Annotated in this window: 16 protein-coding genes; 13 read left to right on the top strand and 3 right to left on the bottom strand. The window is 69.0% G+C overall.

Going from position 1 to position 15236, the window contains the following annotated elements:
• Positions 1-9: 9 nt before the first annotated feature.
• Both OG698_RS21680 and OG698_RS21675 read right to left on the bottom strand, forming a co-directional pair.
• Positions 10-351 (bottom strand): PASTA domain-containing protein, encoded by a 342-nt coding sequence (locus OG698_RS21680; RefSeq protein WP_406104809.1) that lies wholly within the window; start codon positions 349-351, stop codon positions 10-12.
• Positions 352-416: 65 nt separating this feature from the next.
• Positions 417-923, bottom strand: a complete 507-nt coding sequence (locus tag OG698_RS21675; protein ID WP_406104807.1) for a GNAT family N-acetyltransferase — start codon at positions 921-923, stop codon at positions 417-419.
• 98 nt (positions 924-1021) lie between these two features.
• On the opposite strand from OG698_RS21675, the gene OG698_RS21670 reads away from it, so the two are divergent.
• Both OG698_RS21670 and OG698_RS21665 read left to right on the top strand, forming a co-directional pair.
• Complete coding sequence (locus OG698_RS21670; RefSeq protein ID WP_399971023.1) at positions 1022-2305, top strand: geranylgeranyl reductase family protein; 1284 nt, start codon at positions 1022-1024, stop codon at positions 2303-2305.
• A gap of 180 nt (positions 2306-2485) precedes the next feature.
• Entirely contained in the window at positions 2486-2812 is a 327-nt protein-coding gene (locus OG698_RS21665) for a putative quinol monooxygenase (RefSeq protein WP_327578238.1), read from the top strand.
• Between the two features lie 84 nt (positions 2813-2896).
• On the opposite strand, the gene OG698_RS21660 is transcribed toward OG698_RS21665, so the two are convergent.
• Complete coding sequence (locus OG698_RS21660; RefSeq protein ID WP_399971024.1) at positions 2897-3703, bottom strand: C40 family peptidase; 807 nt, start codon at positions 3701-3703, stop codon at positions 2897-2899.
• A 714-nt stretch (positions 3704-4417) separates the two neighbouring features.
• Here OG698_RS21660 and OG698_RS21655 point away from each other — a divergent pair.
• The 11 genes from OG698_RS21655 to nuoK are packed head-to-tail and all read left to right on the top strand — an operon-like array spanning position 4418 to position 15223.
• Positions 4418-4777 carry an NADH-quinone oxidoreductase subunit A gene (locus OG698_RS21655; protein WP_007383963.1) on the top strand — a complete coding sequence of 120 codons (360 nt, stop codon included), beginning with the start codon at positions 4418-4420 and terminating at the stop codon, positions 4775-4777.
• A 13-nt stretch (positions 4778-4790) separates the two neighbouring features.
• On the top strand, positions 4791-5345 hold the full coding sequence (locus OG698_RS21650; protein ID WP_006133126.1) for an NADH-quinone oxidoreductase subunit B family protein: 555 nt from the start codon (positions 4791-4793) through the stop codon (positions 5343-5345).
• The gene (locus OG698_RS21645) at positions 5342-6082 is read left to right on the top strand and encodes an NADH-quinone oxidoreductase subunit C (protein ID WP_406104804.1); all 741 of its coding nucleotides are present in this window, start codon (positions 5342-5344) and stop codon (positions 6080-6082) included. Before OG698_RS21650 ends, OG698_RS21645 begins: the two co-directional genes overlap by 4 nt.
• On the top strand, positions 6082-7416 hold the full coding sequence (locus OG698_RS21640; RefSeq protein WP_406104802.1) for an NADH-quinone oxidoreductase subunit D: 1335 nt from the start codon (positions 6082-6084) through the stop codon (positions 7414-7416). The genes OG698_RS21645 and OG698_RS21640 overlap by 1 nt, the downstream gene beginning before the upstream one ends.
• Complete coding sequence (gene nuoE / locus OG698_RS21635) at positions 7413-8291, top strand: NADH-quinone oxidoreductase subunit NuoE (RefSeq protein ID WP_406104800.1); 879 nt, start codon at positions 7413-7415, stop codon at positions 8289-8291. The genes OG698_RS21640 and nuoE overlap by 4 nt, the downstream gene beginning before the upstream one ends.
• Positions 8288-9643 carry an NADH-quinone oxidoreductase subunit NuoF gene (gene nuoF / locus OG698_RS21630; protein ID WP_383087155.1) on the top strand — a complete coding sequence of 452 codons (1356 nt, stop codon included), beginning with the start codon at positions 8288-8290 and terminating at the stop codon, positions 9641-9643. Before nuoE ends, nuoF begins: the two co-directional genes overlap by 4 nt.
• Entirely contained in the window at positions 9640-12138 is a 2499-nt protein-coding gene (locus OG698_RS21625) for an NADH-quinone oxidoreductase subunit G (RefSeq protein ID WP_406104798.1), read from the top strand. Before nuoF ends, OG698_RS21625 begins: the two co-directional genes overlap by 4 nt.
• Positions 12135-13517, top strand: coding sequence for an NADH-quinone oxidoreductase subunit NuoH (nuoH, locus tag OG698_RS21620; RefSeq protein ID WP_399971030.1), 1383 nt, complete (start codon positions 12135-12137; stop codon positions 13515-13517). The genes OG698_RS21625 and nuoH overlap by 4 nt, the downstream gene beginning before the upstream one ends.
• Positions 13510-14121, top strand: coding sequence for an NADH-quinone oxidoreductase subunit NuoI (gene nuoI, locus OG698_RS21615; RefSeq protein ID WP_406104796.1), 612 nt, complete (start codon positions 13510-13512; stop codon positions 14119-14121). The genes nuoH and nuoI overlap by 8 nt, the downstream gene beginning before the upstream one ends.
• Positions 14118-14927 (top strand): NADH-quinone oxidoreductase subunit J, encoded by an 810-nt coding sequence (locus tag OG698_RS21610; RefSeq protein ID WP_406104794.1) that lies wholly within the window; start codon positions 14118-14120, stop codon positions 14925-14927. The genes nuoI and OG698_RS21610 overlap by 4 nt, the downstream gene beginning before the upstream one ends.
• Entirely contained in the window at positions 14924-15223 is a 300-nt protein-coding gene (nuoK, locus tag OG698_RS21605) for an NADH-quinone oxidoreductase subunit NuoK (protein WP_100598032.1), read from the top strand. Before OG698_RS21610 ends, nuoK begins: the two co-directional genes overlap by 4 nt.
• Positions 15224-15236: the final 13 nt, after the last annotated feature.

The raw sequence follows: 15236 nt of genomic DNA, 5'->3' as shown, positions 1-15236 counted from the left end.
TGCCGGGCGCTACATGCCGACCACCGAGTACGTCTCGCCCGGTTCGTCCAGTTCACGCTGCAGCCCGCCGCCGCGCGGTCCTGGCATACGGGGCTCGTTCACCCCGGAGCCGCCGTGGCCCTCGCCGTCCGCCAGGTCGAACCAGACGGTGACGACGGCGCCGCGGGGCACCTCGGTGTCGGGCAGCGGGTACTGGCGTACGACGTAGTCGACCACGGTGAGATGGAAGTCGGGGCGGTCGGGCGCGGCCAGCTGCACGCCGCGCGCCGCCGCGGCCTCGCGCGCGTCGACGGCCATGAGGCCGACGAACTTCGGTACGCGCACTTCGGGCGTCTTGGGTGTAATGCGCACAGACTTCACCCCCAGCGGTACCGGAAGGGTAGCTCCGCCGGACCCCCGACCGGAAGCGACAGGGCTTACAAGGCGAGCCTGAAGCAGAGGCCTGTGCGCGCGTCACCCGGGACGGTGAACGATTCGGCGGGTTCCATGCCGAGGCGCCGCGTCACCGCCACCGAGCGCCCGTTGCGCGAGTCGACCATCGCCACCACGCTCCGTACACCCGCGGCCCGTACGCGTTCCAGCGTCGCCTGCGCGGCGGCCGTCGCGTAGCCGCGGCCCCAGTGCGCGCGCCCGAGCCGCCAGCCGATCTCGATCTCGCCCGCCGGACCCCAGGCGTGCGGCCAGGGCTGCGCGCCCGTGAAGCCGATGACGTCGCCGTCCGGGTCGGTCATCGTCCACAGGCAGAAGCCGCGCTCCGCGTCGTGCCGGCGCTGCCGGGCGGTCAGCTCCTCGTACACGGACAGCTCGGCAGCGGCCCCGCCGTGGAACTCCATGACCTCCGGGTCGTCGAAGACGCGGTGCCAGGCGAAGGCGTCCTCGTCGGTGGGGACCCGCAGCTGTACATCAGGCAGAGCTCGGTTCACAGGGCGGCCCTTCGGCTGGGTGATCAGTACCGCTGCATAGACTGCCCATATCCGGTGCCGCGCGGCACGCAGATTTCGAGTCTTCGGGAGAACCCGCCGTGACCGAGCCCCTCTCCGAGCACAGCGCAGATGTGATCGTCGTCGGGGCCGGGCCAGCCGGTTCGACGACCGCGTACTACCTGGCCAAGGCAGGACTCGACGTCCTCCTTCTCGAGAAGACCGCGTTCCCCAGGGAAAAGGTGTGCGGCGACGGCCTCACCCCGCGGGCCACCAAGCAGCTCGTGTCGATGGGCATCGACATCTCCGAAGAGGCGGGCTGGCTGCGGAACAAGGGCCTGCGGATCATCGGCGGCGGCGTCCGGCTCCAGCTGGACTGGCCGGATCTCGCCTCCTACCCGGACTACGGACTCGTCCGCAAGCGCGACGACTTCGACGAGCAGCTCGCCCGGCAGGCGCAGAAGGCGGGCGCGCGCCTGTACGAGCGCTGCAACGTCGGCGCCCCGATCATCGACGACCGCACGGGCCGCATCACCGGCGTCAACGCCAAGCTCGGCGAGGAGAAGCGCGAAGTCACCTTCCACGCGCCCCTCGTCGTCGCGGCGGACGGCAACTCGACCCGGCTGTCCCTCGCGATGGGCCTGCACCGGCGCGAGGACCGCCCGATGGGCGTCGCGGTCCGCACGTACTTCACCTCGCCCCGCCACGACGACGACTACCTGGAGTCCTGGCTGGAGCTGTGGGACCGCCGTGGCGCCCAGGACCGGCTGCTGCCCGGCTACGGCTGGATCTTCGGCATGGGCGACGGCACGTCGAACGTCGGCCTCGGCATCCTCGACTCCTCCGCCGCCTTCAAGGAGCTCGACTGGCGCGAGGTCCTGAAGGCCTGGTGCGCCTCGATGCCGGAGGACTGGGGCTACACCCCGGACAACATGACGATGCCGATCCGCGGCGCCGCCCTGCCCATGGCCTTCAACCGCCAGCCGCACTACACCAAGGGCCTGCTCCTGGTCGGCGACGCGGGCGGCATGGTGAACCCGTTCAACGGCGAGGGCATCGCGTACGCCATGGAGTCCGGCCAGATCGCGGCCGACGTCATCGTGCAGGCGCACGCCCGCGCGACCGACGCCCAGCGCGAACTCGCCCTCCACCGCTACCCGAAGGTCCTCAAGGACACCTACGGCGGCTACTACACGCTCGGCCGCGCCTTCGTGAAGCTCATCGGCAACCCGAAGGTCATGAAGATCGCGACGCAGCGCGGTCTGTCGCACCCGGTGCTCATGAAGTTCACGCTGAAGATGCTCGCCAACCTGACCGACCCGACGGGCGGCGACGCGATGGACCGCATCATCAACGGCCTGAGCAAGGTGGCGCCGAAGGCGTGAGCGGCCCGGACGCGCGCCGTCGGTGGGCTCTGCCGGCCGTCGCGTTCCGCGGCAGGCAGCCGGCGCTCACGGCGCTCCTGCGGCGCTCGGCCCGCGCCGCGTAGGCACGGCTTTTCCGGCGCTCCCAAAATCGCGCGCGCCGAACTGGCCGTGCGGGGCGGCACGGAGCACCCTGGCTGCATGATTTTCATCGCCGTGAAGTTCACCGCCCGGCCCGAGTACGCCGACTCCTGGCTGGAGCACACCGCCGATTTCACCCGTGCCACGCGCGCCGAGGAGGGCAACCTCTTCTTCGACTGGTCCCGCAGCGTCGAGGACCCGAACCAGTACGTCCTTCTGGAGGGCTTCCGGGACGGGGACGCGGGGGCCGCGCACGTGGGCTCCGACCACTTCAAGGCCGGGCTGGAGACGATGTCCGGTCTGATCGCCTCCGTACCGGAGATCATCAACACGGAGATCCCGGGCGGCAGTTGGGGCCCTATGGGTGAATTGTCACCGAAGGGCTGATTCGCGAGCTCCACGTGATTTGCTGGTTATACGGCAAAGGGCCATCACTCCCGAGAGGGGGTGATGGCCCTTTGCCATGAAATCTCAGAGAACGCGGACCGCACCGCTCGCCGGGTAGCCGGACAGGTCCTGGATGACGACGCCCTTGGAGGGGTTCGCGGCGTCCAGGTACTGGCCGTTACCGATGTACACACCCACGTGGTACGCCGAGCCCGCGGCGCCCCAGTAGAGGAGGTCGCCGACCTGCAGGCTGTCGAGGGAGACCGGGGTGCCGGCCGTCGACTGGTCCTGCGACACGCGCGGCAGGCTGATGCCGGCCTGCGCGAACGCGGCCTGGGTCAGGCCGGAGCAGTCCCAGGAGTTGGGGCCGGTGCCGCCCATGACGTACGCGTCGCCGACCTGTGCCTTCAGGAAGGCGATGACGGACGCGACGCTGCCGCTGGCGGGGGCCACGACGTCGGACTTCGCGGAGGAGGCGGTGGAGAGGGTCGTGCGCTCGGCGGAGCGCGACGCACGCGCTTCCTCGGCCTTGCGCTTCGCCTCGGCCTCGGCCTTCTTCTTGGCCTCCGCCTTCTTCTCGGCGAGTGCCTGGTCCGACTTGGCCTGCTTCGCGGCCTTTGCGACGGCCTGGTCCTGCTCGGCCTGCAGCGCATAGGAGTTCGCGGCCTGCTGGGTGGCGTCCGCGGACTGGGCGACCTGAGCGGAGAGGTCCGCCGTGATGGTCGGCATCTCGATGGTCTCGGTCACCGGCTCGGCGGCGAACGCCGGGCCGGACGCACCGGCCACTGCCAGGGTGCTGAGTACGCCACCGGCAACTCCGGCGCGCAGGGCGATTTTCGACGCGCTGCGACGGGGCTTCCGGTGGCTGGGTATGTGAGCGGTGTGGGACATGAGTACAACCGCTATCAGGGCCTCCATGGTTCCTTCAAGAAACGTGTGGTGCGCCACAGTTGTCGTGAGGACGTTTGAATCCCGGGCGCGGCGGCCTTTATTGACGCCGTAACGGGCAATACGGACAGGGCCGATCAAGCCTGTGATCATGGGCTTTCCGTAATACGCCCGAATTGCCCTCGGCCTACCACTCGTTGATACCGATGGCCAAGCCCGGTTTCCGATCGATAACGGTCGGCGTGACGCAGGTCACAAAGGGGCCGCCTTCGCGGTCGGATGCTCCTCATGAGCGCGTGCCCGCGTCCACTTACGTCCACACCTCTCCCCCTGATGTGTGAATGGCGGCCACTATCAGCCAGTTCTGTCCAGCGCCAATTTGCCTGGGCATGCACCCTCTTGATAGTGAGCCAGCGCTGTCACCTGGGGTAACGCGACAAGATGTCACGTCTGGTGATCACTCAGGCGCTTCGCGTGTGAAGATCACCGCTCATCCGACTTCATGATCCTTCGTCAGGTGGTGGAGATCACAAAGCTGTTGGCGCACCCCGTGTCGCAGATCACAGACCGGCAGGCATAGGATGCGGGGCAGTTGGGCTTGTGACCTGCTTCACATGTGGGCGATCTTCGTGCAACCGGGGGTGGCTTCGCAGGGAGCGGGAGGTGGGCCCTATGTATCCGCCAGCAGTCAGCGCCGACTGAGAGGAGCGAGGAGCGGTGAACGCGTATGCGCCCATCCTCGTACTGGGAGCCCTCGGGGCAGGCTTTGCGATCTTCTCCGTGGTCATGGCCACGCTTATCGGTCCAAAGCGGTACAACCGGGCCAAGCTCGAGGCCTACGAGTGCGGTATCGAGCCGACCCCCACGCCGGCCGGCGGCGGGCGCTTCCCCATCAAGTACTACCTGACGGCGATGCTCTTCATCGTCTTCGACATCGAGATCGTCTTCCTCTACCCCTGGGCCGTCACCTTCGACGCCCTGGGTGTTTTCGGGCTCGTGGAGATGCTGCTCTTCGTGCTCACCGTCTTCGTCGCGTACGCGTACGTATGGCGGCGCGGCGGCCTGGAATGGGACTGAGGGGCCTTAAGCCATGGGACTCGAAGAAAAGCTGCCGAGCGGCTTTCTGCTGACCACCGTCGAGCAGGCCGCGGGCTGGGTGCGCAAGTCATCCGTCTTCCCGGCCACGTTCGGCCTGGCGTGCTGCGCCATCGAGATGATGACGACGGGCGCCGGCCGCTATGACCTGGCGCGCTTCGGCATGGAGGTCTTCCGCGGCTCGCCGCGGCAGGCGGACCTGATGATCGTGGCCGGGCGCGTGAGCCAGAAGATGGCGCCCGTCCTGCGACAGGTCTATGACCAGATGCCGAACCCCAAGTGGGTCATCTCCATGGGCGTGTGCGCCTCGTCGGGCGGGATGTTCAACAACTACGCGATCGTGCAGGGCGTCGACCACGTAGTCCCTGTGGACATCTACCTGCCCGGCTGTCCGCCGCGGCCGGAGATGCTGATGGACGCGATTCTCAAGCTCCATCAGAAGATCCAGTCCTCCAAGCTCGGCGTGAACGCCGAGGAGGCGGCCCGCGAGGCGGAGGAAGCGGCGCTCAAGGCGCTCCCGACGATCGAGATGAAGGGGCTGCTGCGGTGAGCGACGCGGACAGCAACGGGGTCAACCCCGAGAAGGACCTCAGCGCGGCCAACCTCCCGGGGCAGCGCGGCGACCATGGCGAGGAGATCCGCGTCCAGCGCGGCATGTTCGGCGCCAACAACGGCGGCGACACCTCGGGTTACGGCGGCCTCGTCCGCTCCGTACGGCTGCCGGGCGCCGCCTCGCGGCCGTACGGCGGCTGGTTCGACGAGGTGGCCGACGAGCTGGAGGGGGCCCTGGAAGAACAGGGCCTCGTACCCGAGAACGCCATCGACAAGACCGTCGTCGACCGCGACGAGCTCACGTTCCACATCGAACGCGAGTACCTGGTGCGCGTCGCCCGGACGCTGCGCGACGACCCGGCCCTGCGCTTCGAGCTCTGCACGGGCGTGAGCGGGGTGCACTACCCGGACGACAAGGGCCGCGAGCTGCACGCCGTCTACCACCTGCGCTCGATCACCCACAACCGGCTGATCCGTCTCGAAGTCAGCGCCCCCGACGCGGATCCGCACGTCCCCTCGCTGGTCGCCGTCTATCCGACGAACGACTGGCACGAGCGCGAGACGTACGACTTCTTCGGTCTGGTCTTCGACGGCCACCCGGCGCTGACGCGGATCATGATGCCGGACGACTGGCAGGGCTTCCCGCAGCGCAAGGACTACCCCCTCGGCGGCATCCCCGTCGAGTACAAGGGCGCCCAGATCCCGGCTCCGGACCAGCGGAGGTCGTACTCCTGATGTCTACTTCTTCTGCGGCATCGGCCGCTTCGGCGCGCGAGACGACCGAGGGGACCGTATATACGGTCACCGGTGGCGACTGGGACGAGGTCGTCCAGTCCGCGGCCAGGGCCGACGACGAGCGCATCATCGTCAACATGGGCCCGCAGCACCCGTCCACGCACGGCGTGCTCCGGCTGATCCTGGAGATCGACGGCGAGACGGTCACCGAGGCCCGTTGCGGCATCGGCTATCTGCACACGGGCATCGAGAAGAACCTCGAGTACCGCACGTGGACGCAGGGCACCACGTTCGTGACGCGCATGGACTATCTGACGCCGTTCTTCAACGAGACGGCGTACTGCCTCGCGGTCGAGAAGCTCCTCGGCATCGAGAGCGAGATCCCCGACCGGGCGTCGATCATCCGGGTGCTCCTGATGGAGCTGAACCGGATCTCCTCGCACCTGGTCGCCATCGCCACCGGCGGCATGGAGCTCGGCGCCACGACGATCATGATCTACGGCTTCCGTGATCGTGAACTCATTCTCGATATCTACGAGCTCATCACCGGCCTGCGCATGAACCACGCGTACATCCGGCCCGGCGGACTCGCCCAGGACCTGCCGCCCGGCGCGGTGGACCAGATCCGCGAGTTCGTGAAGAAGATGTCGAAGAACCTTCCCGAGTACGACAAGCTCGCCACCGGGAACCCCATCTTCAAGGCCCGTATGCAGGACGTCGGCTATCTCGACCTCACCGGCTGCATGGCGCTCGGTGCCACCGGACCGATCCTGCGCTCGGCGGGCCTCCCGCACGACCTGCGCAAGTCGCAGCCGTACTGCGGTTACGAGAACTACGACTTCGAGGTCCCGACCGCCGACACCTGCGACTCCTACGGACGCTTCCTGATCCGCCTGGAGGAGATGCGGCAGTCGCTGCGCATCGTCGAGCAGTGCCTGGACCGGCTCGCCCCGGGCCCGGTCATGGTCGGCGACAAGAAGATCGCCTGGCCGGCGCAGCTCGCGCTCGGCCCGGACGGCCTCGGCAACTCGCTCGATCACATCAAGCAGATCATGGGCACCTCCATGGAGTCCCTGATCCACCACTTCAAGCTGGTGACCGAGGGCTTCCGGGTCCCCGCCGGGCAGGCGTACTCCGCCGTCGAATCCCCCAAGGGGGAGCTCGGGGTGCACGTCGTGTCCGACGGCGGCACCCGCCCCTACCGGGTCCACTACCGAGACCCCTCCTTCACCAACCTTCAGGCCATGGCGGCGATGTGCGAGGGCGGCCAGGTCGCCGACGTCATCGTCGCCGTCGCGTCCATCGACCCCGTGATGGGAGGCGTCGACCGGTGACCACCACTCCTTCCGAGCAGGGCCAGGGCGTCAGCCTGGGCATGCCCCAACTGCCCGCGCCCGACTACCCGGACGACGTCCGAGCCCGGCTCGAGACGGACGCGCGCGAGATCATCGCCCGCTACCCGGATTCCCGCTCCGCGCTCCTCCCGCTGCTGCACCTCGTGCAGTCGCAGGAGGGCCATGTCACGCGCACGGGCATGCAGTTCTGCGCCGACATGCTGGGCCTGACCACCGCCGAGGTCACCGCCGTCGCGACGTTCTACACGATGTACCGGCGCAAGCCGAGCGGTGACTACCAGGTCGGGGTCTGCACGAACACGCTGTGCGCCGTGATGGGCGGTGACGCCATCTTCGAGGCCCTCCAGGAGCACCTGGGCGTCGGCAACGGCGGGACGACCGAGGACGGCAAGGTCACCCTCGAGCACATCGAGTGCAACGCGGCCTGCGACTTCGCGCCCGTCGTGATGGTCAACTGGGAGTTCTTCGACAACCAGACGGTGGGCAGCGCGAAGCGGCTGGTCGACGACCTGCGCGCGGGCGCGGAGGTCGAACCCACCCGCGGCGCCCCCCTGTGCACGTACAAGGAGACCGCGCGGATCCTCGCCGGCTTCCCGGACGAGCGGCCCGGCGCCGTCGAGGCGAGCGGCAGCGCGGGACCTGCCTCGCTGATCGGCCTGCGCCTCGCCAAGGGGGAGGCCGCCCCCGCGCGGGTGGTCCATCCGCGCGACGGAGGCCCCCATCGGGACGCCGACAACGCGGCACCGCACGACACGTCGCCCGCCGAGCACCTGAGTTCGCACGATGCGCCGCAGGACACGTCGTCCTCCGATCCGGCCCACCCGGCGGGCCCTGTCGCCGAGGAGGGGGAGTGATGACCTTGGCAGCCGAGATCAACAACGACACCAGCCCCGAGAAGCTGCTCTCGCCGGTCCTTTCGGCGTTCTGGGACGAGGACAAGTCCTGGTCCCTCGACGTCTACCGGAGGCACGACGGCTACGAGGGTCTGCGCAAGGCGCTCGCCATGTCGCCGGACGACCTGATCGCCTATGTGAAGGACTCGGGCCTGCGAGGCCGCGGCGGCGCGGGCTTCCCCACCGGAATGAAGTGGCAGTTCATTCCCCAGGGTGACGGCAAACCGCACTATCTGGTTGTCAACGCCGACGAGTCGGAGCCCGGGACCTGCAAGGACATCCCGCTCCTCTTCGCGAACCCGCATTCCCTCATCGAGGGGATCGTGATCGCGTGCTACGCGATCCGCTCTTCGCATGCCTTCATCTATCTGCGGGGCGAGGTCGTCCCCGTACTGCGACGGCTCCACGAGGCCGTGCGGGAGGCCTACGCGGCGGGCTACCTCGGCGAGAACGTCCTGGGCAGCGGGCTGAACCTCGAACTCACGGTGCACGCGGGCGCGGGCGCGTACATCTGTGGCGAGGAGACCGCACTGCTCGACTCGCTCGAAGGCCGCCGTGGCCAGCCGCGGCTCCGTCCCCCCTTCCCCGCGGTCGCGGGCCTCTACGCGTGCCCCACTGTTGTCAACAACGTCGAGTCCATCGCATCGGTTCCCGCGATCCTGCATCGCGGCAAGGACTGGTTCAAGTCGATGGGCAGCGAGAAGTCCCCGGGCTTCACGCTGTACTCGCTCAGCGGGCACGTCACCAACCCCGGCCAGTACGAGGCGCCGCTCGGCATCACGCTGCGCCAGCTCCTCGACATGAGCGGCGGCATGCGTCCGGGGCACCGCCTCAAGTTCTGGACGCCCGGCGGCAGTTCGACCCCGATGTTCACCGACGAGCACCTCGACGTGCCCCTCGACTACGAGGGCGTCGGCGCCGCGGGATCGATGCTCGGCACGAAGGCGCTCCAGTGCTTCGACGAGACGACCTGCGTCGTGCGGGCGGTCACGCGCTGGACCGAGTTCTACGCCCACGAGTCCTGCGGCAAGTGCACACCGTGCCGTGAAGGGACGTACTGGCTCGTGCAGTTGCTGCGCGACATCGAGGCCGGCAAGGGCTCGATGAGTGACCTCGACAAGCTGAACGACATCGCCGACAACATCAACGGCAAGTCGTTCTGCGCGCTCGGCGACGGCGCCGCGTCCCCGATCTTCTCCTCGCTCAAGTACTTCCGCGAGGAGTACGAGCAGCACATCACGGGCAAGGGCTGCCCCTTCGACCCCGCCAAGTCGACCGCTTGGGCGGACCAGCGCACGGAGGTGAACGCATGACGGTAACCACAGGCGCTCCCTCCGGGGGCGGTGAGGCGGCGGTGCCGCCGGAAGATCTCGTCTCGCTGACGATCGACGGCATCGGCATCAGCGTGCCCAAGGGCACGCTGGTGATCCGCGCCGCCGAACAGCTCGGCATCGAGATCCCCCGCTTCTGCGATCACCCCCTGCTCGACCCGGCCGGCGCCTGCCGCCAGTGCATCGTCGAGGTCGAGGGCCAGCGCAAGCCGATGGCGTCCTGCACCATCACCTGCACCGACGGCATGGTGGTCAAGAGCCAGCTCAGCTCGCCCGTCGCCGAGAAGGCGCAGCGGGGCGTGATGGAGCTGCTCCTCATCAACCACCCGCTGGACTGCCCGGTCTGCGACAAGGGCGGCGAGTGCCCGCTGCAGAACCAGGCCATGTCGCACGGCCAGTCCGACTCCCGTTTCGACGGGAAGAAGCGGACGTTCGAGAAGCCGGTCCCGATCTCGACCCAGGTCCTGCTCGACCGTGAGCGGTGTGTGCTCTGCGCACGCTGCACGCGGTTCAGCAACCAGATCGCCGGTGACCCGATGATCGAGCTGCTCGAGCGCGGCGCGCTCCAGCAGGTCGGCACCGGCGAGGGCGACCCCTTCGAGTCGTACTTCTCCGGGAACACGATCCAGATCTGTCCGGTCGGGGCGCTGACCTCGGCGGCGTACCGATTCCGCTCCAGGCCCTTCGACCTCGTGTCCTCGCACAGCGTGTGCGAGCACTGCGCGGGCGGCTGTGCGACCCGCACGGATCACCGGCGCGGCAAGGTCATGCGGCGCCTCGCGTCGCCGGACCCCGAGGTCAACGAGGAGTGGGTCTGCGACAAGGGCCGCTTCGGGTTCCGTTACGCGCAGAAGCCCGACCGGCTGACCACGCCGCTCGTCCGTAACGCGGACGGTGTCCTCGAGCCCGCTTCCTGGCCCGAAGCCCTGGACGTCGCGGCTCGGGGTCTGCTGTCGGCCCGCGGCCGCGCCGGGGTCCTGGCCGGTGGCCGGCTCACCGTTGAGGACGCGTACGCGTACAGCAAGTTCGCGCGCGTGGCGCTCGACACGAACGACATCGACTTCCGCGCGCGCGTGCACAGCAGCGAGGAGGCCGACTTCCTGGCGGCGCGGGTCGCCGGACGCGGGCGTGACCTCGACGGTGTCGGGGTCACGTACACGTCTCTGGAGAAGGCGCCCGCCGTCCTCCTCGTCGGGATCGAGGCCGAGGAGGAGGCGCCCGGCGTCTTCCTGAAGCTGCGCAAGGCGTGGCGCGGGCACGGCCAGCGGACGTTCGGGCTCGCCCCGTTCGCGACCAGGGGCCTGGAGAAGGCGGGCGGCACGCTGCTGCCGGCCGCTCCGGGCACCGAGACCGAGTGGCTGGACGCACTCGCCTCCGGCTTCGGCCTGGAGGACGGCGGCGCCGAGGCGTCCCAGGCGCTGCGTGCCGAGGGTGCCGTCATCGTCGTCGGCGAGCGGCTCGCGTCCGTGCCGGGCGCCCTGACCGCCGTCGTGCGGGCCGCCACGGCGACCGGCGCCCAGCTGGTGTGGATTCCGCGCCGGGCCGGGGAGCGCGGCGCGATCGAGGCGGGCGCCCTGCCGTCGCTGCTTCCCGGCGGACGTCCGGCCACCGACCCGCGCGCGCGGGAAGAGGTGGCCGCCGCCTGGGGAGTGTCCGAACTCCCGCACCGCTACGGGCGCGACACGGGCCAGATCGTCGAGGCCGCCGCCGGCGGCGAGCTGCGGGCCCTGGTCGTCGCCGGTGTCGAGGTCGCGGACCTGCCCGACCCGGCACGCGCGCGTGAAGCACTGCACGAGGTGGCGTTCGTCGTCTCCCTGGAGCAGCGTCCCAGCGAGGTCACCGACCACGCGGACGTCGTGCTCCCGGTCGCCGCGGTCGCCGAGAAGGCGGGCACGTTCCTCAACTGGGAAGGCCGGGCGCGCCTCTTCGAGGCCGCGCTCAAGCCCGACCAGATGACGCGATCCCTGGCGCCCGCCGACGCGCGGGTGCTCCAGATGCTCGCGGACGCCATGGACGTACACCTGGGACTGCCGGACCTGCGGGCCGCGCGGGGGGAGCTCGACCGCCTCGGCGGGTGGAGCGGGCCCCGCGCGACGGACTCGCTGGAGACGGCCTCGCAGGTGCCGCGGCCCGCGTCCGGTGAGGCCGTCCTCGCGGGGCACCGGCTGCTGCTCGACCAGGGCCGCCTCCAGGAGGGGGACGACGCGCTCGCCGGCACGCGGCACGCGGCACGCGCGCGTGTGTCGGCCGCCACGGCCGCCGAGGCGGGCGTCAAGGACGGCGACGAGCTCGTCGTCACCGGGCCGGCGGGGACGACCCGACTCCCGCTCCAGGTCACGGAGATGCCGGACCGCGTCGTGTGGCTTCCGCTGAACTCCACCGGCGGGGGCGTGGCCTCCGACACGGGGGCCGTGCCCGGCGCACTCGTCCGGATCGGTCCCGCGGGCATCGACGAGGCCAAGGAGGTGCAGTCATGATCCCGCTCGCTCTGGAAGACCTCTCGCTGTTCGGCCGCGATCCCTGGTGGCTGGTCGCGGTCAAGGCGGTCTTCTGCTTCGCCTTCCTGATGGTGACCGTGCTCTTCTCCATCGTGTGGGAGCGCAAGGTCGTCGCCTGGATGCAGCTGCGCATCGGCCCCAACCGGCACGGCCCCTGGGGCATGCTCCAGTCGCTCGCCGACGGCATCAAGCTGATGCTGAAGGAAGACGTCGTCGTCAAGCGCGCCGACAAGGTGGTCTACATCCTGGCCCCGGTCGTCGCCGCCATCCCGGCGTTCATGGCGATCGCCGTGATCCCCTTCGGGCCCTCCGGCAACGAGGTCTCGATCTTCGGCCACCGCACCACGATGCAGCTCACCGACCTGCCGATCGCGATGCTCTACATCCTCGCGGTCGCCTCGGTCGGCATCTACGGGATCGTGCTCGCGGGTTGGAGTTCCGGATCGACCTACCCCTTGCTGGGTGGTCTGCGGTCCTGCGCCCAGATGATCTCGTACGAGATCGCGATGGGCGCGGCCTTCGCCTCGGTGTTCCTCTACTCCGGGTCGATGTCCACCTCGGAGATCGTCGCCCAGCAGCACGACCGCTGGTACATCGTGCTCCTGCCGGTCTCGTTCCTGATCTACATCGTGACGATGGTCGGCGAGACGAACCGCGCGCCGTTCGACATGCCGGAGTCCGAGGGCGACCTCGTCGGCGGCTTCAACACCGAGTACTCGTCGATCAAGTTCGCGCTGTTCATGCTCGCCGAGTACGTGAACATGGTGACGGTCTCGGCCGTGTCGGTGACGCTCTTCCTGGGCGGCTGGCGGGCCCCGTGGCCGGTGTCCACCTTCTGGGAGGGCGCGAACCACGGCTGGTGGCCGATGCTCTGGTTCGTCATCAAGGTCCAGCTGCTGCTGTTCTTCTTCATCTGGCTGCGCGGCACGCTCCCGCGTGTGCGTTACGACCAGCTGATGAAGCTCGGCTGGAAGGTCCTGATCCCGGTCTCCGTGGTCTGGCTGATGCTCGTCGCCACCGTGCGGACCCTGCGGAACGAGAACTACTCCTTCTGGCCCATCGCCCTGTACGTGGGCGGGGGCGTCCTCGCCCTGCTGCTGCTCTCGTTCCTCGTCGACATCTTCAGGGACCGCGGCGGCAAGGAACGCGAGGCGCGGGAGGCAGCCGAACAGCCCGCGGCCTTCGACCCGATGGCAGGCGGCTTCCCGGTCCCGCCGCTGCCCGGCCAGACTCCGCCGGCCGTGCCGCGCCGACGCCCGCGCGGGGAGCGGGAGTTGATTGTCAGTGGTGGACCGGATACTGCCAGTGACGGAACCGGTGACGGTCCCAGTGACGGAAAGGAGGCGTCCCATGGCTGAGGAGTCGACGGAGGGCGGGCAGACCAAGCCCGGCTTCCAGAATCCCGTGGCCGGCTTCGGCGTGACCTTCAAGGCCATGTTCAAGAAGCGGCTGACGGAGCAGTACCCGGAGCAGCCCAAGACCACGGCCCCGCGCTTCCACGGCCGGCACCAGCTCAACCGTCATCCGGACGGCTTGGAGAAGTGCATCGGCTGCGAGTTGTGCGCCTGGGCCTGTCCCGCGGACGCCATCTATGTGGAGGGCGCGGACAACACCGACGAGGAGCGCTACTCGCCGGGCGAGCGGTACGGCCGCGTCTACCAGATCAACTACGCCCGCTGCATCCTGTGCGGCCTGTGCATCGAGGCGTGCCCCACGCGCGCGCTGACGATGACGAACGAGTTCGAGCTCGCCGACAGCAGCCGCGAGAACCTGATCTACACCAAGGAGCAGCTGCTCGCCGGGCTCGAGGAGGGCATGGTCGAATCGCCCCACTCGATCTTCCCCGGCACGGACGAGCAGGACTACTACCAGGGTCTGGTGACGGAGGCCGCGCCCGGCACGGTGCGTCAGGTCGCCGTCTCCAAGGGCGAGAAGCCCGAACCCGAGGGGGCGGAGGCATGAGCCAGCTCGCCGCCTACACGACCTCCACCGGTGAGGCCTTCCAGTTCTGGGTCCTCGGCACGGTCGCCGTCATCGGCGCCCTGTGCACGGTCCTGATGAAGAAGGCGGTGCACAGCGCGCTGTGCCTCGCCGGGACCATGATCATCCTGGCGGTCTTCTACCTGGCCAACGGCGCGTACTTCCTGGGCGTCGTCCAGATCATCGTCTACACCGGCGCGATCATGATGCTGTTCCTCTTCGTGGTCATGCTCGTCGGTGTCACCGCGGCGGACTCCTTGAAGGAGACCATCAAGGGGCAGCGCTGGCTGGCCCTGCTGTGCGGACTCGGCTTCGGGATCCTGCTCCTCGCGGGCATCGGGAACGCCTCGCTCCACCAGTTCAGCGGACTGGGCAAGGCGAACGCCGGGGGGAACGTGGAAGGGCTCGCCGCCCTCATCTTCACGAAGTACGTCTTCGCCTTCGAGATCACCGGCGCCCTGCTGATCACGGCCACCCTCGGAGCCATGGTGCTCACGCACCGAGAGCGCATCGAGCGGGCCAGGACGCAGCGGGAGATGGCCGAGCACCGCGTGCGCGAGGGCAAGCACCTCCCGCCGCTGCCCGCCCCCGGTGTCTACGCCCGGCACAACGCGGTCGACATCGCGGGCCTGCTCCCCGACGGCACCCCGTCGGAGCTCACGGTCATGCAGACGCTGCGCGAGCGCGGTCAGATCCGCGACGTGTCGGACGAGGCGCTCGGTGATCTGAAGGCCCTGGAGCAGCGCTCGGCCGAGCGCCTTGAGCGGACCGAGGAGGCGTCGAAGTGAATCCGGTCAACTACCTGTATCTCGCCGCCCTGTTGTTCACGATCGGCGCCACCGGCGTGCTCATCAGGCGGAACGCGATCGTTCTGTTCATGTGTGTCGAGCTGATGCTCAACGCCTGCAACCTCGCCTTCGTCGCGTTCTCCCGGATGCACGGCAATCTCGACGGCCAGATCATCGCCTTCTTCACGATGGTCGTCGCCGCCGCGGAGGTCGTGGTCGGGCTCGCGATCATCGTGTCGCTGTTCCGTTCCCGCCACTCGGCCTCGGTCGACGACGCCAGCCTGATGAAGCTGTAAGGGGTCGCTGCAC

The organism is Streptomyces sp. NBC_01003 (assembly GCF_045162695.1).
Lineage (GTDB): Bacteria > Actinomycetota > Actinomycetes > Streptomycetales > Streptomycetaceae > Streptomyces.
This window is presented reverse-complemented; position numbering and strand designations above follow the sequence as displayed.